Here is a 23,327-nt window from a genome sequence, read left to right as displayed (position 1 = left end):
CGGAGCCGCCGCGGGGTGTCTGGCAACTCGGGCCCCTGCCAATTCGCGCGTACGCGCTGTTCATCATCACCGGGATCGTGGTGGCGCTGTTGATCGGCGCCCGCCCACCAGCCCGAACGGCACCACCCACAACGCGATGTCATAGATGACGCCGCGCTGTCCGCCGCGGGCCTCCCAGCGGCGGTCGCCGATCAACAGCGCCACCACGATCCCGGTGATGATGAACAGCGCGTACGCGCGAATTGGCAGGGGCCCGAGGTGCCAGACACCCTGCGGCGGGCTGGGCATCTGGGGCGCGGTGGCGCTCGGCTGTGTGGGCGGGTGGATCGGGTGCCGGCGGCACGGCATTCCGCTGCCCGCCTTCGCCGACGCGGTGGCCCCGGGACTCGTCCTGGCGCAGGCCATCGGCCGGCTGGGCAACTATTTCAACCAGGAGCTCTACGGCCGCGAAACCACCCTGCCGTGGGGTCTGGAGATCTTCTACCGCCGCGACCCATCGGGATACGTCGACCCGCATTCGCTGGACGGTGTCTCGACGGGTCAGGTGGCACTCGTCGTGCAGCCGACCTTTCTGTACGAATTGATTTGGAACGTCCTGGTTTTCGCCATCTTGATCTACGCGGACCGGCGATTCGCGCTGGGCCACGGGCGACTGTTCGCGCTGTATGTGGCCAGCTACTGCATCGGGCGGTTCGGCGTCGAGCTGCTCCGCGACGACACCGCCACCCATATCGCGGGCATCCGGATCAATTCGTTCACATCGACTTTCGTGTTCATCGGGGCCGTGGTGTACATCATGGTGGCGCCGAAGGGACGGGAGGCGCCCGAGAGCCTGCGCGGCAAGGAGGCCGAGGAATCGGCGGCAGAGGAGCCGGCGGACGAGCTTGCGGCCGTCGCCGCCGGGTCGTCGACGGCGGCGGGCGCGGCGGGCACCGAATCCGCCGACGCCGCGGAAACGGACAAGGCCGACGCAGCCGAAGAAGCCGACGAGCCGGAAACCGCAGAGGCCGAGACGGTCAGTGCCGAGGCGGCGGAGCCCGGGGAAGCCGAAGCCGAAAAGCCCGAGGCCGAAACCGAAGAGGTCGACGAAGAAGAGCCCCAAGCCGAAGAGGCCGAAGAGGCCGACGAAGAAGAACCCGAAGAGGCGGAAGAGCCCGAAGCCGAAGACGCCGAAGCCGAAGAGGCCGAAGCCGAAGACGCCGAAGAGGCGGAAGAGCCCGAAGCCGAAGAGCCCGAAGCCGAAGAGCCCGAAGCCGAGGAACCCGAAGCCGCCGAACCCGAGCCAAAGCCGGCACAGGACTCGGCCGAACCGGCCTCGGCCGCCGAGCCGTACACGACGCCACGCAGCCGCTGGAGGCTGCGAAGGAATCGGCCGTCGAACCGCTAGCGGCCGGCTCGGTCTGGCATGCTGAGAACGTGACGCAACCGCATTCCGCCGGCCAAGCGGTGGAACGGCGTCACGGCCCGGGCCGTTACGTCGCCGCCGGCACCGCCGCACTGCTCGGCGGCGCGTTGGGCTACGTCGGGCTGGTCGACCCGCACAACACGAATTCGTTGTATCCGCAATGCCCCTTCAAGTGGCTCACCGGGTGGAACTGCCCGTTCTGCGGGGGCCTGCGGATGACCCACGACCTGTTGCACGGCCACCTGGCCGCCGCCGTCAACGACAATGTTTTCCTGCTGGTCGGCATCCCGATGCTGGCCGGATGGTTACTGGTTCGCCGTGGCCGCGGCAAAGCCGCGCTGTCGACGGCGGCCTGGCTGACCATGGTGCTGGCCGTCATCGCGTGGACGGTGGTGCGTAACCTGCCCGGCTTCCCGCTGTTTCCGGCGATTCAGAGTGGGTAGCCGCTCGCGGCGCGACAACCCGTTAAGTCGGACCGTGGGGGGCCCACGCGACTATGCTGGGTCGGCGTGAGTAGACGCGGAAAGATCGTCTGCACCCTTGGCCCTGCGACAAATTCGGACGAGCTGATTCTGGCGCTGGTCGAGGCGGGAATGGACGTCGCCCGCTTGAACTTCAGCCACGGCGACTACTCCGACCACAAGGCCGCCTACGAGCGGGTGCGGGCCGCTTCCGACACCACCGGCCGCGCGGTCGGTGTGCTCGCCGACCTCCAGGGGCCGAAGATCCGGCTGGGCCGTTTCGCCACCGGGTCCACGTATTGGGCCGACGGCGAAACCGTGTGCATCACCGTCGCGGACTGCGAGGGCACCCACGACCGCGTGTCGACCACCTACAAGAGGCTGGCGGCGGACGCCGCGGTCGGTGACCGGGTGCTGGTCGACGACGGCAACATCGGACTGGTCGTTGCAGGCATCGATGGCGACGACGTGATCTGCACCGTCACCGAGGGTGGCCCGGTCAGCAACAACAAGGGCATGTCACTGCCGGGGATGAATGTGACCGCTCCGGCCTTGTCGGAGAAGGACATCGAGGATCTCACGTTCGCATTGGATCTCGGTGTGGACCTTGTCGCTCTGTCCTTCGTGCGCTCGCCGTCCGACGTCGAGCTGGTGCACGAGGTGATGGACCGGGTCGGGCGGCGGGTGCCGGTGATCGCCAAGCTGGAAAAGCCGGAAGCCGTCGACAATCTGGAAGCGATCGTGCTGGCCTTCGACGCCATCATGGTGGCCCGCGGTGACCTCGGCGTCGAGCTGCCGCTGGAAGAGGTGCCGCTGGTGCAGAAGCGGGCCATCCAGATGGCCCGGGAGAACGCCAAACCCGTCATCGTGGCGACCCAGATGCTCGACTCCATGATCGAGAACTCCCGGCCGACGCGCGCCGAGGCCTCCGACGTCGCCAACGCCGTGCTCGACGGCGCCGACGCGGTGATGCTGTCTGGCGAGACGTCGGTGGGAAAGTACCCGCTGGCGGCCGTGCGGACCATGGCGCGGATCATCTGCGCCGTCGAGGACAACTCCACCGCCGCCCCGCCGCTGACGCACGTGCCGCGCACCAAGCGCGGGGTGATCTCCTACGCCGCCCGCGACATCGGCGAGCGCCTGGACGCCAAGGCGCTGGTTGCCTTCACCCAGTCCGGCGACACCGTCAAGCGGCTGGCGCGCCTGCACACCCCGCTGCCGCTGCTTGCGTTCACGGCGTGGCCCGAGGTCCGCAGCCAACTCGCCATGACCTGGGGCACCGAGACGTTCATCGTCCCGATGATGACGTCCACCGACGGCATGATCCGTCAGGTCGACAAGTCACTGCTGGAACTGGGTCGCTACAAGCGCGGTGACCTGGTGGTGATCGTGGCCGGCGCGCCACCTGGCACAGTAGGGTCGACAAACCTCATCCATGTGCACCGCATCGGGGAGGACGACGTCTAGCCCGACGACGATGCGGTCCGCGTAGCGGACCGAGGAGGAGTCGGGCAATGAAGCCAGCCCGACGACGATGCGGTCCGCCTAGCGGACTGAGGAGGAGTCGGGCAATGAAGCCAGCCCGACGACGATGCGGTCCGCCTAGCGGACTGAGGAAAAGCCGGGCGATGAAGCTAGCCCGTCCGGGCGGGCCATCGAGCCAAGGAGAGGCCGCGATCAGCACCGATTCCGATTTCAAGGAACTGCTTGCGACCCTCGACCTCACCCGGGTCGCCGACGACCGTTTCGTCGGGTCTCATCCCACCAAGAACCCGATGCGCACGTTCGGGGGCCAGCTGATGGCCCAGTCGTTCGTCGCGAGCAGCCGCACCCTGGTCCGGGGGGACCTGCCGCCCAGCGCGCTGTCCGTGCACTTCGTCAACGGGGGCGACACCGCCAAGGACATCGAATTCCACGTCACGCGGCTGCGCGACGAGCGGCGCTTCGCCAATCGGCGCGTGGACGCCGTGCAGGACGGCGTGCTGCTGTCCTCCGCGATGATCTCCTACATGTCCGGCGGCCCGGGCCTCGAGCACGGTGTGGACCCGCCGCAGGTCGGCGAGCCCGAAACGCAGCCGCCGATCAGCGAGCTGCTGCGCGGCTACGAGGAAACCGTTCCGCACTTCGTCAACGCCCTGCAGCCGATCGAGTGGCGCTACACCAACGACCCGGCGTGGGTGATGCGGCAGAAGGGCGATCGGCTGCCGCACAACCGGGTCTGGATGAAGGCCGGCGGCAAACTGCCGGACGACCCGGTCCTGCACACCGCGACCATGGTGTACTCCTCGGACACCACGGTGCTGGACTCGGTGATCACCAGGCATGGGCTGTCCTGGGGGTTCGACCGTATCTTCGCCGCCTCCGCCAACCATTCGGTGTGGTTTCACCGGCAGGTCAACTTCGACGACTGGGTGTTGTATGCGACATCGTCGCCGGTGGCCGCGGATTCGCGCGGGCTCGGCACCGGCCATTTCTTCGACCGCTCCGGGCAGCTGCTCGCCACGGTGGTGCAAGAAGGGGTGCTGAAATACTTTCCGCCCACCCGCCGATAGACCGGGTGAATACCCGCAGGACATCGCCATGATTTGGGCCCGTCAGGGCCCGGACCGGGCGTAAGTTCATAGCAGCCGGGTATTCGGTGCAGTGGCGGCAGACAGCCGCCCAGCTGGAATGACAGCGCATCGGGAGGTGAGTGTGAGCGGGCCGTTGGTCGACGCCTCAGCGAAGGCTCGCGGGCGGGAACGCGTGGTCGTCTCGGTCGATTCGCGGGCCGCCCGGCTGATCGGGGCCCTGGCGCTGTTGAGTGCCACCTGCTGGTTGGCCGAGATCCTCGTTCGCCACCATCACCAGCCCGCGTGGCACTACACGGATCGGCTGGCCTGGTCGCTGACGGTGCTGGTGGCGGTGGCGTGGATCGCGCGCGGCATCTTCCTGGGCCGTCCCGTGACGGCCCTGCACGCCGCCGCGGCCGCCGGGTTCGTGCTGGCCGGCCTGGGGCTGCACGTGCTGTCCTTCGATCTGCTCGGCGACCTGGTGATCGCCGGTTCCGGCGTGATCCTGATGTGGCCGACGGCGTCGCACCCGCGTCCCGGGGATCTGCCCCGGATCTGGGGGTTGATCCAGGCCACCAAAGACGACCCGCTGGCGCCGTTTGCGATGCAGACCGGCAAGAGCTACCACTTCACCGCCGACGGGGGCGCGGCGCTGGCCTACCGGACGCGCCTGGGCATCGCGGTGGTCGGCGGCGACCCGATCGGCGACGAGACCCGATTCCCCGAACTGGTCGCCGACTTCGCCGCCATGTGCCACGCCCACGGATGGCGGATCGCGGTCGTGGGTTGCAGCGAGCGGAGGCTCGGATTGTGGAGCGACGCCGCGCTGCTCGGACAGTCGTTGCGCGCCGTGCCGATCGGTCGCGACGTGGTCGTCGACGTAGCCACTTTCGACACGGTGGGCCGCAAGTTCCGCAACCTGCGCCAGGCGGTGAAACGCTCGCACAACTGCGGCATCACCACCGAGATCGTCTCCGAACAGGAGCTCACCAGTGAGCAACTGGCCGAGCTGACCGAGGTGGTGCGGGCGTCGAGCAAGGCGGCACACACCGAACGCGGGTTCCACATGAACCTCGACGGCGTGCTGGAGGGACGCTTCCCCGGCATCCAGCTGATCCTCGCCCGGGACGCCTCGGGCACCGTGCAGGGCTTCCACCGGTATGCGACGGCCGGCGGCGGCAGCGACATCACCCTCGACGTGCCGTGGCGCAGGCGCGGGGCCCCCAACGGCATCGACGAGCGGCTCAGCATCGACATGATCATGGCCGGCAAAGAGATTGGCGCACAACGGCTTTCTCTTGCCTTCGCGGCGTTCCCGGAGATCTTCGACGAGAAGAACCGCAGCCGCGCCCAGCGCGTTTTCTATCGGCTGATCCACGTCCTCGACCCATTGATCGCGCTGGAGTCGCTCTACCGGTACGTGCGTAAGTTCCACGCGCTCGACGCCCGGCGCTACGCCCTGGTGTCGATGACCCAGATCGTCACGCTGTTGATCGTCTTACTGTCGCTGGAGTTCATGCCGCGCCGGCGACATCTCTGAGGGCGTCCACGCGCAGTTCGCCACACCCGATGCCGTCGGGTAGGTGGTGGGTGGCCACCACCACGGTGCGGCCGGCGGCCACCAGCTCAGAATCCGGTCCGAGCAGGTCACGCAGGATCGATTGGGCGTCGGCCGCGTCCAGGTGCTCGGTGGGCTCGTCGAGCAACAGAATCCGGGCGGGTGAGAGCACGGCGCGCGCCAGCAGCAGCCGCCTGCGCTGACCGCCCGAAAGCGCCTGCGCCCCACCGGTCAGCACCGTCGACAGGCCGTCGGGCAGACCCGCGAGCCACGCGCCAAGCCCGACCGCATCCAGGGCGGCCGCCAGTTCGTCGTCCCGGCAGTCGCCCCGGGCGACCAGCAGGTTGTCTCGGACGGTGGTGGCGAACACGTGCGCGTCCTCAGCGAAAAAGCCGACCGCGCGCCGTAATTCCCCTTCCTCGAACTCTATGAGGTCGGTGCCGCCGAGCGTCACCCGTCCCGGCAGCGGGGGGAGCAGCCCGGCGAGCGTCATCAACAGCGTGGTCTTGCCGGAGCCGCTGGCGCCGGTAACGGCCAGCCGGGCACCCGGGGGCAGGTCGAGTGTGATGCGGTTCGAGCGGGTGGCCTCGGTGTGGCCGGAGTGAATGTCGGCCGACAATACTGCGATCGGCTCGGGCGGGGCCGCCGCCGTGGGGTTTTCGGGTTGCGCGTGATCGGTCGCCGTCAGGTCGAGCAGCCGGCGCGCGGCGATGCGCGACCGCGTCAGCTGGACCGCGGCGGCCGGCAACGGTGTCATCGCCTCGAAGGCGGAGAGCGGCAACAACATCAGGACGGCCAGGGTGGTGGGCGCGACCGACGGCGCCAACCCGATGCCGGCCACCACGGCGCCGAGCACGCTGACCCCGATCGCGGCGGTGGGCACGGCCTCGGCGAAGGCGGCCGGCCTGGCCGCGGCATCGAGCGCGGCGCCCCACGCCCGTTGACGGCGTTGGGATTCGGCGATGACGCGGGGGAGCACGCCGGCCACGCGAAGCTCGGGCGCGTGCTCGAGGGCGACCATCGCCGAGGTGTCCCGCTCGGAATGATGCTGCCGGGCAACGCTTTCCTGCCGGGCCGCGGCCCTGGCCGCAAACCGCGGCGCGACGAAGCCGGTAAGCAGCAGGCAGATCGCCAGGACCGCCCCCGCCTGCGGCGAGATGGCCGCCACCACGGCGGTCGCCGCCAGCCCCAGCACTGCGGCGACCCCGATCGGCACCACGGCACGCACCAGCACGTTGGCCAGTTCGTCGACGTCGGAGCCCACGCGTGCCACCAGCTCGCCGCTGTGCAGTCGGACCGCGGCCGCCGCGGGCCCGCGGGCCAGCCGATCGTAGATCCGCGCCCGGGCGGTGCCGGCGGCCCGCAGCGCGGCGTCGTGGGTGACCAAACGCTCGCAGTAGTGCAACACGGCCCGCGAGATGGCGAACGCGCGCACCGCGACGGCCGCGACCGAGAGGTCCAGCACCGGCGGCATCTGCCAGGCCCGCGTGATCAGCCAGGCCGAGACACCGGCCAGCGCCAGCGCGCTGCCCAGCGACAGCACGCCCAGCGCGATCGCCGCCACGATGCGGGCGAGCCTCGGGCGCAGCAGCGGCGCGGCCGCCCGGAGCGGATCAGACTGCGGCATAACGCGCCCCACTGTCGGCGGCCACCTCCACCACCCGGTCACCGATGGCCAGCACCGGCTCGCGGTGCCCGACGACCACGACGGTCGCACCGGCGCGGGCACGCTCCACGATGGCCCGCAGCACGCGTCGCTCGGCGCGGGCGTCCAGGTGCGCGGTGGGCTCGTCGAGCAACAGCACCGGCGCGGCCGACCCGAGCGCCCGGGCGAGGCCGAGCCGTTGCCGCTGCCCCAGCGAAAGGCCGACACCGCCGCGGCCCAGCACGGTACCCAGCCCCTCCGGCAGGTCGGCCAACACCGCATCGAAACCCGAAGCCGCGCAAGCCGTCTCCAGGTCGTCCAGCTCGCCGAACAGCATCAGATTGTCCCGCACCGTGCCCGGGACGAGCGCCGGGCGTTGCGGCAGCCAGGACAACTGCCGCCACCATGCGGCCGGCTCCAGGTCGGCGACGTCGATGCCGGCCACCGTCACGCGGCCCGACGTCGGTGCGGTGATCCCGGTGATCGCCTGCAGCGCCGTGCTTTTGCCGGCGCCGTTGCGTCCGGTCAGTACGGTCACCGCGCCCGGCTCGATGAGCGCGGTGAGGTCGCGCGGCGCCTGACCGTCGCGCCCCGCGACGCTGAGCCCGTCGAGTCGGATCTCCGCCCCGCGGGCGGCGACGGTCCGATCCCCGGTCCGCGGGGGAGTCGGCTCGCCGATGAGGGCGAAGGCCTTATCGGCGGCGGTCCTGCCGTCCTGCGCGGCATGGAATTCGACACCGATTCGGCGCAGCGGCCAGTAGACGTCGGGCGCCAGCAACAGCACCGTGAGGCCGGTCGCCAACGTCATCTCACCGAACACCAGCCGCAGTCCGATCCCCACCGCGATCAGCGCCACGCCCAGTGTCGCCAGCAATTCCAGCACCAGTGCCGACAAGAAGGCGATCCGGAGCGTGGCCATGGCCGAGCGGCGATGCGCCGCAGCGAGTTCGGCGATGCGCCGTTCGGGTCCGCGGGCGCGGCCCAGCGCCCGCAGCGTGGGGATGCCGGCGATGAGATCGAGCAGCCGCCCCTGCAGCGTCGTCATGGCGGCCAGGGCGGCCGCCGACCGGTCGGCGGTGGCCAGGCCGATCAGCACCATGAATACGGGTATGAGCGGCAAGGTGATCGCCACGATCGCCGCCGATTTCAGGTCGTACAGCGCGACGACGGCGACGGTCGCCGGGGTCAGGATCCCGGCGAGCACGAGTGTGGGCAGATATCCGGTGAAGTAGGGACGCAGGCCGTCGAGACCCCGCGTGACCACCACGGCGGCGGCGTCCCGTTGGGCGGCGAGTTCACCGGGCTGCCGGGCGGTCACCGCCGTCAGCACCTGACCGGACAGGTCGGCGATGACCGCGCTGGCGCCGCGCTGGCCCAACCGGGCCTGCAGCCACTGTGCCAGCGTGCGAAGCGTCCACAGCAGCACGAGAGTCGACAGCGGTCCCATCCAGGCGTGCAGGCCGCGCGCCGAGTGATCGCCGACGGCGCGGGCGACGACGTTCGCCAGCACGATCGCCGAGCCGATCGCGCACCCGGAGATCACCACGCCGCAGCAGATGGTCGCGGTCAGGTAGCGGCGCAGCGCGATCGATGCCCGCCACAGTCGCGGGTCCAACGGGCCCCGCGCTCTCGAACCGGGTGGCGAGTCGGTCGCGCTCAGGACACCCGCCTCGCCAGGCCGATGGACGGCGGGATCCGATCCGCCGAGATTCGTTGCCGGAACACCCAATACGTCCACGCCTGGTACACCACCGTCAGCGGAGCCATGAAGGCCGTCACCCACGTCATGACCTTGAGGGTGTAGGGCGTCGACGAGGCGTTGTAGATGGTCAGGCTCCACTGCTTGTTCAGCGTCGAGGGCACCAGGTTCGGGTAGAGCGCGCCGAACAGCAGGATCACCACCGACAGGACGACCGTCGCGGTGCAGGCGAACGCCCAGCCGTCGGACAGGCGCCGCCACACCAGCAGCACCGCCGCCAGCTGCGCCACCACCGCCACCGCGAGCACCAGCCAGGTCCAGTCCTTGCCATGGGCGAGTTGCGTCCAGATCCCAAACGCCGCAACCAGTCCGGTCACCGGAAGCGACAACCACACCGCCAGCCGGTGGGCGTCGTCGCGGATGGCGCCGGAAGTCTTCAGTGAGATGAACACCGCGCCGTAGAACAGGAACAGCCCGGCGGTGGCCAAGCCGCCCAGCAGCGTATAGGCGTTCAGCACGTCCGTGATCGACAGGTGGACCTGGCCGTCGGCGTCCACCGGCAGGCCGCGGACCAGGATGGCGAAGGCCACCCCCCACAGGATCGCCGGCAGCCAGGACCCGGCCGCGATGCCGAAATCGGCCCAGCCCCGCCACCTCGTGTCGTCGATCTTGCCGCGCCATTCGATCGCCACGGCCCGCAAAATCATGCCGAACAGGATGGCCAGCAGCGGCAGGTACAGCGTCGAGAACACCGTGGCGTACCAGCCCGGGAAGGCGGCGAACATCGCTGCGCCGCCGACGATCAGCCAGACCTCGTTGCCGTCCCAGATCGGGCCGATGGTGTTGAGCGCGGTGCGTCGGATCGGCTCGGGCTCACCGATGCCGACGCGCGCGAGCGGTTCCATCAGCATGCCCACGCCGAAGTCGAAGCCCTCCAGAACGAAGAAGCCGAGGAACAGCAATCCGATTATGCCGAACCACAATTGCTGCAGTCCCATCGGTCAGCTCCCTTCCTGAGTGCCTGGATCCAGGGCTAGTACGCGAACGAAAGCGGGGCCACCTCGTCGTCGCCGGGCGCCGGCGGGGGAGCCGGCTCGGCGTCGTGCTCCCGCGGCCCTTCGGTGATGTAGCGCTTGAGCAGGAAGAACCAGATGACCGCAAGCACCGCATAGACCAGGGTGAAGGTCACCAGCGACGTGATGACCATGCCGGGCACATGGTTGGACACGGCCTCGTGGACGGTGAACCGAACCTGTTGGTCGCCGGTCGGATTCGGGGCGACGATCCAGGGTTGCCGGCCCATTTCGGTGAACACCCACCCGGAGATGTTCGCCAGGAACGGCGTGGGAATCGTCAGCAACGCCAGCCAGGAGAACCAGCGTTGGTTTGGCACCCGGCCGCCGCGGGTGAGCCACAGCGCCGCGAGCGCGAACAGGATGGGCACCGCCAGGAAACCGATCATCGCGCGGAACGACCAGTAGGTGACGAACAGGTTGGGCCGGTAGTCATTCGGGCCGAATCGCTGTTCGAAGTCCTGCTGGATATTGCGGACGCCCTGCAACGTCACGCCGCTGGTCCGGCCCTCGGCGAGGAACGGCAGCACGTAGGGAACCTCGATCACCCGGGTGACGCTGTCGCAGTTGTTGTGCGTGCCGACGGTGAGGATCGAGAAGTCCGGGTCGGTTTCGGTGCCGCACAACGATTCCGCCGACGCCATCTTCATCGGTTGCTGAACGAACATCAGCTTGCCCTGGCGGTCGCCAGTGAAGAACAGGCCGACGGCGGCGAGCAGCACCACCCAGCAGCCCAGGATGACCGCGGGCCGAAACATGGTGCGCGCGTTCGATTCGGCGGCGGGGGTGGCGGTTTCCGGGCGGCGGGACCGGACCAGGAACCACGCGCCGACGGCCGCGACGAACGTCGCCGCGGTCAGCAACGAGCCGGTCACCGTGTGGGTAAACGCCCACCGCGCAGTGTTATTGCCCAGCAGCGCGGTGATGCTGTCCAGCTCGGCCCGGTGCGTGGCCGGGTTGTAGTGCGCGCCGACCGGATGTTGCATGAACGAGTTCGCCACGATGATGAAGAACGCGGACACGTTGACGCCGATCGCGACGATCCAGATGCAGGCCAGATGGACCAGTCTCGGCAGGCGGCCCCAGCCGAAGATCCACAACCCGATGAAGGTGGACTCGAAGAAGAACGCGAACAACCCCTCCATGGCCAGGGGCGCGCCGAAGATGTCGCCGACGAACCGCGAATACTCCGACCAGTTCATCCCGAATTGGAACTCCTGGACGATCCCCGTCGCCACGCCGATGGCGAAGTTGATCAGGAACAACTTGCCGAAGAACTTGGTGAGGCGGTACCAGGCGACGTTGTCGGTGACCACCCACACCGTCTGCATGACAGCGAGCAGCGGCGCCAGGCCGATCGTGAGCGGCACGAAGATAAAGTGGTAGACGGTCGTGATACCGAACTGCCACCGTGAAATATCGACGACATTCATCTGTCATCTCCCGAAACAGCGGAGCCGTGGGCACGGCTACTACGAAGTGTAGTAGAAGGGTCAGGGCCGGCGCTAGCGAGAGCCGCCGTCATGAGGTCAGTGTCTTGGAAGCCTTGCGGATGCCGAAGGACGAGACGATCTCGAAGACGCCGATGACGACGAACCACACCCCGACCACGAGCGCCAGCGTGACAATCGATTCGAGCGGCGACGCCAGCACGACAATGCCCGCGAGCAGGCTGATCACCCCGATGAAGATCGACCATCCCCGCCCCGGAAGCAGCGGGTCCTGAATGGCCGAAACCGTCGTGCCGACGCCGCGGAAGATGAATCCGATGCCAATCCAGATGGCCAGCAACAGGATTGCGTAACCCTGACCGAAATGGCGAAAAGCCAACAGCGCCAAGATGAGTGACGCGGCGCCGCTGATGAAAAGCAGAATCCGGCTGCCCGCCGAGACGTGCAGGGTGAACGCGAAGAACACCTGGGCGGCGCCGCTGATCAACAGATAGATTCCGAAGGCGACCGCGGCGACCAGGATCGTCTTTCCCGGCCACGCCAACACCAACACGCCGAGCGCCAGCGACAGGATTCCCGATAACAGGGCCGATTTCCACAGATGCGGCAACAGACTTGGAGCAGGGGGAGGTCCGGGTGTGGTTTGCATGGCCGCAGTGTGACACAAACGCCGCCCCTGGCATAGGGCACTTCGGCTACACGTGGGCGGTGCGCGAATCCGCGGCCAGCAGGTCGCTGTTTTCCTCGCCGGATTCGCCGGCCGCCTTGCGCCCGATCAGATACCAGGTGCGCATGACGCCTTTGCCTTTGACGTCGATGTGGCCGCGCTCCTGCAAGACGAACTCATCCTTGAGACGCTCGTACATGGCTTCGGGCACCTGAATTCGGCCGACCGAGTCGGTGGTCTCCATCCGAGACGCGACGTTGACGGCGTCCCCCCACACGTCATAAAAGAAGCGGCGAGAACCCACGACGCCGGCGACCACGGGCCCGCACGCCATGCCCACCCGCAGCGGGACCTCGTTGCCGTGCGGATCCTTCAGTCCGGCGGCGGCGTTGGCCATGTCGAGGGCGAAGTCCGCGAGCGCCTGCGCATGATCGGGGCGGGCGCGCGGCACCCCGCTGACCACCATGTAGGAGTCCCCGCTGACTTTGATCTTCTCGAGCCCGTGCTTGTCCACCAGCGCGTCGAAGGCGCCGTAGAGGCGGTCGAGGAAGCGCACCAGGTCGGCCGGGGCCGTGGCACTGGCCCGTTCGGTGAATCCGACGATGTCGGCGAACAGGACGGAGGCGACGTCGTACTTGTCGGCGATGACGCTGCGGTCCGGCTCCTTGAGCCGCTCGGCGATGCTGGCCGGCAGCATGTTGGCCAGCAGCGCTTCGGAGCGCTCGTACTGGGCCTCCATCACGGCCTCGGCGCGGGCGGTGTCGCGCAGGGCGAACCACACCGTCACGACGACCATCACGACGCTCGAGATCGCGGTGATGACGAAACCGGCCGACTGGGCCCACGCGGGCTGCAAGCCGGTGTCGCGGGGGATCAGGAACTCGACGGCGATGATCAGGCCCGCGGCGACGGCCGCCAGTGCGGACGCCAAGACGATGTGCTCGATTCCCAGCAGGAGCACGACGATGCAGGCGCCGACCAGGAAGAAGAACTGAGCGCCCGACCCGGTGCCGACGTCGACGCAGCTGGCGAAGACCGACACGTAGGCCGCGCCCAAAAACGTGAGCGGGGCGACGAGTTCGCCGAAGCGCTGCAGCCACGGGACCATCGCGAAGACCATGGCGCCGACGACGTTGATCGAGCTCACCTGCCACAGCCAGGATCCGCCCAGGATCTGCACCAGGACGAAGCTCACGCTCACCAGGACGGCCAGCCATGCGGTGATGGTCAGGATCCGGGCGCGGCGCGCGGCGCTGGCGACGTAGTGCTGGTTGCGGTCGCGGGTCTGCGCCCGCACCGCGGCCACGCAGTCCGGGCGTCTCGGCTCGCCAACTGACATCGGTGGGGCACCGCACTTCCTAGCCGCCACGTTCAAACTGTAACCCGCTGAGCTCGGGTTTGTCGGCCCGTCGGCCGGCGAATTGGGGCTCCGGCGCCGCACCGGGTGCCGACCGATGGGTGGCGTCAGCATGACCGGAAAAAAATTGTAAAAAGAATTTTCCGGCTGGAGGGTTTTACAAAATTTTCTGGCGTGTTATTAAACATATGTCGGGCTGTGATGTGGGTCATATGTTCCTCTAATGCGGGGGTGCGGGATGGCAAGTCTGCGCAGCAGGATTGGGATCGCGCTAATGCTTGCGTGCACCGCTGCGGCAACTCCCGCATGCGGGGTGGGGTGCGGCGGCGCGGCCTCGCTGTTGCGGGTGGCCACCGACTCCATGCAGAATGATCCGATGCAGGTCAACGTGGTGCACTCCGAGGAACAGGTGTGCATCAGCCGCTAACGCGGCGGCCACTCCGTACCGGCGCCCGGCTCGCCCGAGGTCGCTGAGCGGCGCCCACGCGAGGGGTCGATGGGGGCCGTTGTTGATTATGTTTCGGCGGGGTGAGCCGCCGGTTAGCGAAAATAATATGAATTCAACATGAGCCCCCGCGCCGCCGTTGAACGCAATGTCCACACTAAATTGTGCGCGGTATTCATTTCGGCCTTATTCCATACCTTTGGCACGCATTTCGCGCGTTTCCCAAGCCGGAGGCTTGCTGCCCGCCGCGGAGGCGCAACATCGGTATCGGAGAAGCCCACATCGGCCCCGAGCGGTTTGCCACGAGGCGCGGATGGCGGGGGCGGGATCACGCCGAGGGGATCGGTGTGGGGCCCCCCGCCGTCGGTGCGCGCCCGGGGAATCGTCGGTCGCCAGTCCCTGCGGTTCGTGGTGCCCTCGGTGGGATTCGAACCCACACTGGACGGGTTTTGAGTCCGTTTCCTCTGCCAGTTGGGATACGAGGGCTTACCCGGCCTCATACGTTAGAGGCAGCCTCCCACCATAAAGGATTTGGTGCCGGGCCCCGTCTCACCGCCCCCGAGGTCGCTGGTTCGAGGCGTTCACGACACAATGTCCGTCATGACAGGCCCCACGACCGACACCGACGCCGCTGTGCCGCGCCGGGTCCTGATCGCCGAGGACGAAGCGCTCATCCGACTGGACCTCGCCGAGATGCTGCGAGAGGAGGGTTACGAGATCGTCGGGGAGGCCGGCGACGGCCAGGAAGCCGTCGAGTTGGCCGAGCGCCATCGGCCCGACCTGGTGATCATGGACGTCAAGATGCCGCGCCGCGACGGGATCGACGCGGCGTCGGAGATCGCCAGCAAGCGCATCGCCCCGATCGTGGTCCTGACCGCATTCAGCCAGCGGGACTTGGTCGAACGCGCCCGCGACGCCGGCGCGATGGCCTACCTGGTCAAGCCCTTCACGATCAGCGACCTGATTCCGGCCATCGAGCTGGCCGTGAGCCGCTTCGCCGAAATCAGTGAGCTGGAGCGCGAAGTGGCGACGCTGTCCGAGCGGCTGGAGACCCGCAAGCTCGTCGAGCGCGCCAAGGGGCTACTGCAGACCAAGCAGGGCATGACCGAGCCAGAGGCGTTCAAGTGGATTCAGCGCGCCGCGATGGACCGGCGGACCACCATGAAGCGGGTCGCCGAAGTCGTCCTGGAAACGCTGGACACCGACGACGAGTAGCGCCGGGCCGTCGAGCGCGCGCTCAGGGCGACGACATGCCGAATGAGGCCGCCGCCGTTGCACATTCGCCGTCGATGCGCCGTCAGCGCGCGACGATCACCGAGGAGCCGTGGCCGAACAGGCCCTGGTTCGCGGTGATGCCCACCGTCGCGTTCTCCACCTGCCGGCCGGTCGCCTGGCCGCGCAGCTGCCAAGTCAGCTCGCAGACCTGGGCGATGGCCTGCGCGGGGATGGCCTCGCCGAAGCAGGCCAGTCCGCCCGAGGGGTTGACCGGGACCTTGCCGCCGATCGTCGTGGCGCCGCTGCGCAACAGCGCCTCGGCCTCACCCTTGGGGCAGAGCCCGAGGTGCTCGTACCAGTCGAGCTCGAGCGCGGTGGACAGGTCGTAGACCTCGGCCAGGCTGACGTCCTCGGGCCCGATGCCCGCCTCGGCGTAGGCCGCATCGAGGATCTGATCCTTGAACACCCGGTCCGGCGCGGGCACGGCAGCGGTGGAATCCGTTGCGATGTCGGGCAATTCGGGTAGGTGTTGGGGGTAACGCGGGGTGACCGTGCTGACGGCGCGTACCGAAGGGACGCCGTCGAGCGAGCCGAGGTGCTTGCGGGCGAATTCGGCGCTGGCCACGATCAGGGCCGCTGCGCCGTCGGAGGTGGCGCAGATGTCGAGCTGCCGCAGCGGGTCGGCCACCACCGGGCTGGCGAACACGTCGTCGGCCGAAGCCTCCTTGCGGTAGCGGGCATTCGGGTTCTGCAGGCCGTGGCGGGAGTTCTTGACCTTCACTTGGGCGAAGTCCTCGGCCGTCGCGCCGTAGAGGTCCATCCGCCGGCGGGCCAGCAGCGCAAAGTACACCGGGTTCATCGCGCCGATCAGGTGGAACCGCTGCCAGTCCGGGTCGTTCTTGCGTTCCCCGCCGACCGGGGCGAACGCGCCCTTGGGCGTGGTGTCGGCGCCGATGACCAGCGCGACGTCGCAGAAGCCGGCCAGGATCTGGGCGCGCGCACTCTGCAGTGCCTGCGAGCCGCTGGCGCACGCGGCGTAGCTCGAGCTGACCGGGACACCGTTCCAGCCGAGCTTCTGGGCGAACGTCGACCCCGCGATGAAGCCCGGGTAACCGTTGCGGATGGTGTCCGCGCCGGCGACCAACTGGATCTGCCGCCAGTCCAGGCCGGCCTCGGCCAGCGCGGCCCTGGCGGCGACGACCCCGTATTCGGTGAAGTCGCGGCCCCACTTGCCCCAGGGGTGCATGCCGGCGCCCAGGATGTAGAGCGGTTCAGGGCTCATGAGGCGATCCTCCACGCGTGCACGATGCGCTGCACGCCGTCGTCGTCGGTGAACAGCGGCATCGTGGTCAGCTCCATCTCCATGCCGACCTTCAAATCGGCGGCCAGCGTGCCCTCGACCACCTTGCCCAGCACGATCAGCCCTTCCTCAGCCAGCTCCACGGCGGCAATGGCGAAGGGCTCGAAGGGATCCGGGGCGGGGTAGGGCGGCGGCGGCGGATACCGGTTCTCCGTGTAGCTCCACAACTTGCCCCGCGTCGACAACGCGACGGCCTCCAGCGTGTCGCTGGCGCAGCCGGGGTTGGGGCAGTTGTTCTCCCGGGGCGGGAAGACGTAGGTGCCGCACTCCGGGCATTTGGCGCCGATCAGGTGCGGGTGGCCGCCTTCGTCGGTGGCGAACCATCCGTCGATCGCGGGTTCTTGGCTGGTGACCTCTGACACTCGGCCAGACTACCCAGGCCCAACACAAAACTGAAACGTGTTGCAGTTCTGCGGCAGCGCCTGGCTCGTCGGTCGGGGTGCCTAGAGTGATAGCCGTGCCCGCTCCGCCCGCTCAGAAGACCGAGGAACAAACCAAGCCGACACTGATGTTGCTCGACGGCAATTCGCTGGCGTTTCGGGCGTTCTACGCGCTGCCCGCCGAGAACTTCAAGACCCGCGGCGGCCTGACCACCAACGCGGTCTACGGCTTCACGGCGATGCTGATCAACCTGCTGCGCGACGAGGCCCCCACGCACGTCGCCGCGGCGTTCGACGTGTCCCGTCAGACGTTCCGCTCCGAGCGGTACCCCGAATACAAGGCGAACCGCTCGTCGACGCCCGACGAGTTTCACGGCCAGATCGACATCACCAAGGAAGTGCTGAACGCGCTGGGCATCACCGTGCTGGCCGAGCCCGGGTTCGAGGCCGACGACCTGATCGCGACGCTGGCCACCCAGGCCGAGAACGAGGGCTTCCGCGTCCTGGTGGTCACCGGCGACCGGGACTCCCTGCAGCTGGTCAGCGACGACGTGACCGTGCTCTACCCGCGCAAGGGCGTCAGCGAGCTCACTCGGTTCACGCCGGAGGCGGTCGTCGAAAAATACGGGTTGACCCCCACGCAATACCCGGACTTCGCGGCCCTGCGTGGCGATCCCAGCGACAACCTGCCCGGCATCCCGGGCGTGGGGGAGAAGACCGCGTCCAAGTGGATCGCCGAATACGGCTCGCTGCAGGGGTTGGTGGACAACGTCGAATCGGTGCGCGGCAAGGTCGGCGACGCGCTGCGGGCCAACCTCGCCGGCGTGATCCGCAACCGCGAGCTCACCGACCTGGTCAAGGACGTGCCGCTGGCGCAGACCCCGGACACGCTGCGCATGCTGCCGTGGGATCGCGACCAGATTCACCGCCTGTTCGACGACTTGGAGTTCCGGGTCTTGCGCGACCGGCTGTTCGACACGCTGGCCGCCGTCGAGCCCGAGGTCGACGCGGGATTCGACGTGCGCGGCGGGGCGCTGCAGCCCGGCGAGCTGGCCGTGTGGCTGGCCGAGCACAGCTCGGGCAAGCGGTTCGGCCTGGCGGTCGTCGGCACCCACTTGGCCTACGACGCCGACGCCACCGCGCTGGCCATCGTGTCCGCCGATGGCGAGGGCCGCTACATCGACACCTCGGCCCTGGATCCCGACGACGAGGCGGCGCTGGCGTCCTGGCTGGCCGATCCGGGTCCGCCCAAGGCGCTGCACGAGGCCAAGCTGGCGATGCACGACCTCGCCGGCCGGGGCTGGACGCTGGCCGGCGTGACCTCCGATACCGCGCTGGCCGCCTACCTGGTGCGTCCCGGGCAGCGCAGCTTCTCCCTCGAGGACCTGTCCCTGCGCTACCTGCGTCGCGAGCTGCGCGCGGAAACCGCTGAGCAGCAACAGCTTTCGCTGCTCGACGATCCCGAGGGGACGGACGACCAGGCGGTGCAGACCCTGATCCTGCGGGCCGTGGCGGTGCTGGACCTGGCCGACGCGCTCGACGAGGAGCTGGCCCGCATCAACTCCACGTCGCTGTTGGGCGGCATGGAACTGCCGGTGCAGCGGGTGCTGGCCGGGATGGAACACACCGGCATCGCAGTCGATTTGGATCTGCTGGGCGACCTGCAGAGCGATTTCGCCCACCAGATCCGCGACGCCGCCGAAGCGGCCTACGCGGTGATCGGCAAGCAGATCAACCTGGGTTCGCCGAAGCAGTTACAGGCGGTGCTCTTCGACGAGCTGGAGATGCCGAAGACCAAGCGCACCAAGACGGGCTACACCACCGACGCCGACGCCCTGCAGTCACTGTTCGACAAGACCGGACACCCGTTCCTGCAACACCTTCTGACGCACCGCGACGCCACCCGCCTGAAGGTGACGGTGGACGGGTTGCTGAATTCGGTGGCCTCCGACGGGCGCATCCACACGACGTTCAACCAGACCATCGCGGCGACGGGCCGGCTGTCGTCGACCGAGCCCAACCTGCAGAACATTCCGATCCGCACCGAAGCCGGCCGGCGGATCCGGGACGCGTTCGTGGTGGGCGACGGCTACAGCGAGCTGATGACCGCCGACTACAGCCAGATCGAGATGCGGATCATGGCGCACCTCTCGCGGGACGAGGGCCTCATCGAGGCCTTCAACACGGGGGAGGACCTGCATTCGTTCGTCGCCTCGCGGGCGTTCGGGGTGCCGATCGAGGAGGTCACCTCCGAGCTGCGCCGCCGGGTCAAGGCGATGTCGTACGGGCTTGCCTACGGGTTGAGCGCGTATGGGCTGTCGCAGCAGCTGAAGATCTCCACCGAGGAGGCCAAGGAGCAGATGGACGCCTACTTCGCCCGGTTCGGCGGCGTGCGCGACTATCTGATGAACGTCGTGGAGCAGGCCCGCAAGGACGGTTACACCTCGACGGTGCTGGGCCGCCGCCGGTACCTGCCCGAGCTGGACAGCAGCAACCGCCAGGTGCGGGAGGCCGCCGAGCGGGCCGCGCTGAACGCCCCCATCCAGGGCAGCGCCGCAGACATCATCAAGGTGGCGATGATCGAGGTCGACAGGGCGATCAAAGAGGCCGGGCTGAAGTCCCGAATGCTGCTGCAGGTGCACGACGAACTCCTGTTCGAAATCGCGCCCGGCGAGCGGGAGAAGGTCGAGGCCCTGGCCCGCGAGAAGATGGGCGGCGCCTATCCGCTCGACGTGCCCCTGGAGGTTTCGGTGGGTTACGGCCGCTCGTGGGACGCGGCCGCGCATTAGCGAAATCGCGGCCCCGGAATTTCGCCGACACGACATGTTCTGGTCAGAAACGCACAGGCTGGGGCGCCCGGGTTTGGCCAGCGTGTACGCAGTCGAGTAGCCTAAACAGGTAAATCCCAGATTTGTCCCTACGACCCAACCTGTCCGGAGCAACCCACCACATGCCGAGTCCCACCGTCACCTCGCCCCAAGTAGCCGTCAACGACATCGGTTCCAGCGAGGACTTTCTTGCCGCAATAGACAAAACGATCAAGTACTTCAACGATGGCGACATCGTCGAGGGGACGATCGTCAAAGTGGACCGGGACGAGGTGCTCCTCGACATCGGCTACAAGACCGAGGGCGTCATCCCCGCCCGCGAGCTCTCGATCAAGCACGATGTCGACCCCAGTGAGGTCGTTTCCGTCGGTGACGAGGTCGAGGCCCTGGTCCTCACCAAGGAGGACAAAGAGGGCCGCCTGATCCTGTCCAAGAAGCGCGCGCAATACGAGCGCGCCTGGGGCACCATCGAGGCGCTCAAGGAGAAGGACGAGGCCGTCAAGGGCACCGTCATCGAGGTGGTCAAGGGTGGCCTGATCCTCGACATCGGCCTGCGCGGCTTCCTGCCCGCGTCGCTGGTCGAGATGCGCCGGGTCCGCGATCTGCAGCCGTACATCGGCAAGGAGATCGAGGCCAAGATCATCGAGCTGGACAAGAACCGCAACAACGTGGTGCTCTCGCGCCGGGCGTGGCTGGAGCAGACCCAGTCGGAGGTGCGCAGCGAGTTCCTCAACCAGCTGCAGAAGGGCGCCATCCGCAAGGGTGTCGTCTCCTCCATCGTCAACTTCGGCGCCTTCGTCGACCTCGGCGGGGTGGACGGCCTGGTGCACGTCTCCGAGTTGTCCTGGAAGCACATCGACCACCCGTCCGAGGTCGTCCAGGTGGGCGACGAGGTCACCGTCGAGGTGCTCGACGTCGACATGGACCGCGAGCGGGTTTCGTTGTCGCTCAAGGCCACTCAGGAAGACCCGTGGCGGCACTTCGCCCGCACGCACGCCATCGGCCAGATCGTGCCCGGCAAGGTCACCAAGCTGGTTCCGTTCGGCGCGTTCGTCCGCGTCGAGGAGGGCATCGAGGGCCTGGTGCACATCTCCGAGCTGGCCGAGCGCCACGTCGAGGTGCCCGACCAGGTGGTCGCCGTCGGCGACGACGCCATGGTCAAGGTCATCGACATCGACCTGGAGCGGCGCCGGATCTCGTTGTCGCTCAAGCAGGCCAACGAGGACTACACCGAAGAGTTCGACCCGGCGAAGTACGGCATGGCCGACAGCTACGACGAGCAGGGCAATTACATCTTCCCTGAGGGCTTCGACGCCGATACCAACGAATGGCTCGAGGGCTTCGAGAAGCAGCGCGCCGAGTGGGAGGCCCGCTACGCCGAGGCCGAGCGCCGGCACAAGATGCACACCGCGCAGATGGAGAAGTTCGCCGCGGCCGAGGCCGCCGGGCACGGTGCCGAGCAGTCGTCGGGCAACGGCGCGCCGTCGGAGAAGGCGGCCGGCGGCTCGCTGGCCAGCGACGCCCAATTGGCCGCTCTGCGGGAGAAGCTCGCCGGCAACGCCTGATTAGCGTTCAGGCATGCTGCGCATCGGGTTGACCGGCGGCATCGGCGCCGGCAAGTCGGCCCTCTCGGCCACCTTCGCGAAGTGCGGTGCGGTCATCGTCGACGGCGACGTCATCGCGCGCGAGGTGGTCGAGCCGGGCACCGAGGGCCTGGCGGCGCTGGTCGAGGCGTTCGGTGACGACATCCTGCTACCCGACGGATCGCTGGATCGTCCCGCGTTGGCCGCCAAGGCCTTCGCCGACGACGAGGCGCGGCAAAGGCTGAACGGCATCGTCCACCCGCTGGTCGGCAAGCGACGCGCCGAGATCATCGCCTCGGTGCCCGCGGATTCGGTTGTGGTCGAGGACATTCCGCTGCTGGTGGAATCGGGAATGGCGCCGTTGTTCCCACTCGTCGTCATCGTGTACGCCGACGTCGAGGTGCGGCTGCGACGGCTGGTCGACCAGCGCGGCATGCCCGAATCCGACGCCCGCGCGAGGATCGCCGCGCAGGCCAGTGACGAGCAGCGCCGCGCCGTCGCCGACGTCTGGGTGGACAACTCCGGCAGCCCGGACGAGCTGGTGCAGCGGGCCCACGACGTGTGGAACAACCGGATACTGCCGTTCGCGCACAACCTGAGTCGGCGCGAGGCCGCGCGGGCGGCGGCGCGGTTGGTGCCGCCCGACCCGGCCTGGCCGGATCAGGCCCGCCGCATCGTCAACCGGCTGAAGACCGCGTGCGGCTACCGGGCGATCCGGGTGGACCACATCGGTTCGACCGCCGTGCCGGATCTGCCCGCCAAGGACGTGATCGACGTGCAGATCACCGTCGAATTCTTGGCGCTCGCCGACGAACTCGCCGAACCGTTGTTGTCGGTGGGTTATCCGCGCCTGGAACACATCACCCAAGACGCCGCCAAGAACGATGCCCGCAGCACCGCGCCGGGATTCGACCACAGCAACGACGCCGCGCTGTGGCACAAGCGGATTCATGCATCGGCGGATCCGGGGCGGCCGACCAACGTACACATCCGCGTGGCGGGCTGGCCCAATCAGCAATTCGCGCTGCTCTTCGTCGACTGGCTCAACGCCAATGCCGATGTGCGCGAGCAGTATTCGCGGGTCAAACGGGACGCCGCGGCGAGCGCCGATGGCGATATCGTGCGCTACATCACCGCCAAAGAACCGTGGTTTCGTGACGCCTACCGGCAGGCCTGGGAATGGGCCGACGCGACTGACTGGAAGCCCTGAGCCACCATGCCGTTCGTCGACGACATCCTCGGCCCGCGGCGGCCCTTCGTGGACGGCGGGCCACAGTCGCTGCCGGGCGTACGGCGACGCACCAGCACGATCGACACCCATCCGGATGGGGTGCGCGGCTCCGTGGCGGACCTGCGGGCGCGTGACGTGGTCGGCGCCGAGGACGGACGTGTCGAGATCCTCGGCGAGGTCCGAGTGAGGGCGCACCTCACCGATCAAGTCGTCGAGCAACAGATTCAGCAGGCTGGCCCGCACTACTTCCTCAGGGAACAGCCGGCTGACCGTCGCCCGAAATCCCGCGCCGACACGACAGCCCAGCAAGGCGTCCAGACCGGCGGGCGCGGTGATGTCGTCGACGACTTGATCGGTGAGGTGCGCCCTCACTCGGACCTCGCCGAGGATCTCGACACGTCCGTCCTCGGCGCCGAC

19 protein-coding genes, 1 tRNA gene and 1 pseudogene are annotated in these 23,327 nt (G+C 68.3%); 11 read left to right on the top strand and 10 right to left on the bottom strand.

Annotated features, from left to right (window positions below; translation table 11 throughout):
* Positions 1-66: 66 nt before the first annotated feature.
* Positions 67-288: a prolipoprotein diacylglyceryl transferase family protein gene (locus A5701_RS27420; protein WP_067783748.1), complete on the bottom strand. Its 222-nt coding sequence runs from the start codon at positions 286-288 to the stop codon at positions 67-69.
* Between the two features lie 25 nt (positions 289-313).
* Between A5701_RS27420 and A5701_RS10860 the strand changes: the two genes are divergently transcribed.
* The 5 genes from A5701_RS10860 to A5701_RS10840 all read left to right on the top strand — a co-directional run bounded on the left by A5701_RS10860 (position 314) and on the right by A5701_RS10840 (position 5,958).
* Entirely contained in the window at positions 314-1,387 is a 1,074-nt protein-coding gene (locus A5701_RS10860; RefSeq protein WP_369807408.1) for a prolipoprotein diacylglyceryl transferase family protein, read from the top strand.
* A 29-nt stretch (positions 1,388-1,416) separates the two neighbouring features.
* Complete coding sequence (locus A5701_RS10855) at positions 1,417-1,848, top strand: DUF2752 domain-containing protein (RefSeq protein ID WP_067752438.1); 432 nt, start codon at positions 1,417-1,419, stop codon at positions 1,846-1,848.
* A 66-nt stretch (positions 1,849-1,914) separates the two neighbouring features.
* Entirely contained in the window at positions 1,915-3,333 is a 1,419-nt protein-coding gene (gene pyk, locus A5701_RS10850) for a pyruvate kinase (RefSeq protein WP_067752435.1), read from the top strand.
* 161 nt (positions 3,334-3,494) lie between these two features.
* Positions 3,495-4,418, top strand: a complete 924-nt coding sequence (locus tag A5701_RS10845; protein WP_067752432.1) for an acyl-CoA thioesterase II — start codon at positions 3,495-3,497, stop codon at positions 4,416-4,418.
* 142 nt (positions 4,419-4,560) lie between these two features.
* Complete coding sequence (locus A5701_RS10840; RefSeq protein ID WP_067752429.1) at positions 4,561-5,958, top strand: bifunctional lysylphosphatidylglycerol flippase/synthetase MprF; 1,398 nt, start codon at positions 4,561-4,563, stop codon at positions 5,956-5,958.
* Here the strand turns inward: A5701_RS10840 and cydC are convergent.
* The 6 genes from cydC to A5701_RS10810 all read right to left on the bottom strand — a co-directional run bounded on the left by cydC (position 5,933) and on the right by A5701_RS10810 (position 13,880).
* Positions 5,933-7,603, bottom strand: coding sequence for a thiol reductant ABC exporter subunit CydC (cydC, locus tag A5701_RS10835; protein ID WP_067752426.1), 1,671 nt, complete (start codon positions 7,601-7,603; stop codon positions 5,933-5,935). The genes A5701_RS10840 and cydC overlap by 26 nt on opposite strands.
* Entirely contained in the window at positions 7,590-9,203 is a 1,614-nt protein-coding gene (gene cydD / locus A5701_RS10830; protein WP_067752445.1) for a thiol reductant ABC exporter subunit CydD, read from the bottom strand. Before cydD ends, cydC begins: the two co-directional genes overlap by 14 nt.
* Positions 9,204-9,277: 74 nt before the next feature.
* Positions 9,278-10,318, bottom strand: a complete 1,041-nt coding sequence (cydB, locus tag A5701_RS10825; protein WP_067752423.1) for a cytochrome d ubiquinol oxidase subunit II — start codon at positions 10,316-10,318, stop codon at positions 9,278-9,280.
* A gap of 35 nt (positions 10,319-10,353) precedes the next feature.
* A complete protein-coding gene (locus tag A5701_RS10820) occupies positions 10,354-11,826 on the bottom strand; it encodes a cytochrome ubiquinol oxidase subunit I (protein ID WP_067752419.1) in 1,473 nt (490 codons plus the stop codon).
* Between the two features lie 88 nt (positions 11,827-11,914).
* The gene (locus tag A5701_RS10815; protein WP_156670043.1) at positions 11,915-12,511 is read right to left on the bottom strand and encodes an HdeD family acid-resistance protein; all 597 of its coding nucleotides are present in this window, start codon (positions 12,509-12,511) and stop codon (positions 11,915-11,917) included.
* 28 nt (positions 12,512-12,539) lie between these two features.
* On the bottom strand, positions 12,540-13,880 hold the full coding sequence (locus A5701_RS10810; RefSeq protein ID WP_067752416.1) for an adenylate/guanylate cyclase domain-containing protein: 1,341 nt from the start codon (positions 13,878-13,880) through the stop codon (positions 12,540-12,542).
* Between the two features lie 262 nt (positions 13,881-14,142).
* On the opposite strand from A5701_RS10810, the gene A5701_RS28135 reads away from it, so the two are divergent.
* The gene (locus tag A5701_RS28135; RefSeq protein WP_156670042.1) at positions 14,143-14,295 is read left to right on the top strand and encodes a hypothetical protein; all 153 of its coding nucleotides are present in this window, start codon (positions 14,143-14,145) and stop codon (positions 14,293-14,295) included.
* Between the two features lie 427 nt (positions 14,296-14,722).
* Here A5701_RS28135 and A5701_RS10805 read toward each other — a convergent pair.
* Positions 14,723-14,799, bottom strand: a tRNA-Leu gene (locus tag A5701_RS10805).
* 114 nt (positions 14,800-14,913) lie between these two features.
* Here A5701_RS10805 and A5701_RS10800 point away from each other — a divergent pair.
* The gene (locus tag A5701_RS10800; RefSeq protein ID WP_197498707.1) at positions 14,914-15,528 is read left to right on the top strand and encodes an ANTAR domain-containing response regulator; all 615 of its coding nucleotides are present in this window, start codon (positions 14,914-14,916) and stop codon (positions 15,526-15,528) included.
* An 82-nt stretch (positions 15,529-15,610) separates the two neighbouring features.
* Here A5701_RS10800 and A5701_RS10795 read toward each other — a convergent pair whose 3' ends face one another.
* Both A5701_RS10795 and A5701_RS10790 read right to left on the bottom strand, forming a co-directional pair.
* Entirely contained in the window at positions 15,611-16,810 is a 1,200-nt protein-coding gene (locus A5701_RS10795) for a lipid-transfer protein (protein WP_067752413.1), read from the bottom strand.
* Positions 16,807-17,250 (bottom strand): Zn-ribbon domain-containing OB-fold protein, encoded by a 444-nt coding sequence (locus A5701_RS10790; protein WP_067752411.1) that lies wholly within the window; start codon positions 17,248-17,250, stop codon positions 16,807-16,809. The genes A5701_RS10795 and A5701_RS10790 overlap by 4 nt, the downstream gene beginning before the upstream one ends.
* Positions 17,251-17,396: 146 nt before the next feature.
* Between A5701_RS10790 and polA the strand changes: the two genes are divergently transcribed.
* The 4 genes and pseudogenes from polA to A5701_RS28555 all read left to right on the top strand — a co-directional run.
* Positions 17,397-20,057, top strand: coding sequence for a DNA polymerase I (gene polA, locus A5701_RS10785; RefSeq protein ID WP_197504959.1), 2,661 nt, complete (start codon positions 17,397-17,399; stop codon positions 20,055-20,057).
* A 161-nt stretch (positions 20,058-20,218) separates the two neighbouring features.
* On the top strand, positions 20,219-21,661 hold the full coding sequence (gene rpsA / locus A5701_RS10780) for a 30S ribosomal protein S1 (protein WP_067752406.1): 1,443 nt from the start codon (positions 20,219-20,221) through the stop codon (positions 21,659-21,661).
* Between the two features lie 13 nt (positions 21,662-21,674).
* A complete protein-coding gene (gene coaE / locus A5701_RS10775; RefSeq protein ID WP_067752403.1) occupies positions 21,675-22,889 on the top strand; it encodes a dephospho-CoA kinase in 1,215 nt (404 codons plus the stop codon).
* Positions 22,890-22,895: 6 nt separating this feature from the next.
* Positions 22,896-23,327: pseudogene (locus A5701_RS28555) on the top strand (hypothetical protein); the annotation flags it as partial.

This window comes from Mycobacterium sp. E3305 (assembly GCF_001666785.1).
Taxonomy (GTDB): domain Bacteria; phylum Actinomycetota; class Actinomycetes; order Mycobacteriales; family Mycobacteriaceae; genus Mycobacterium.
The sequence above is the reverse complement of the archived record's forward strand: the minus strand, read 5'-3'. Positions and strand labels throughout refer to the sequence as shown.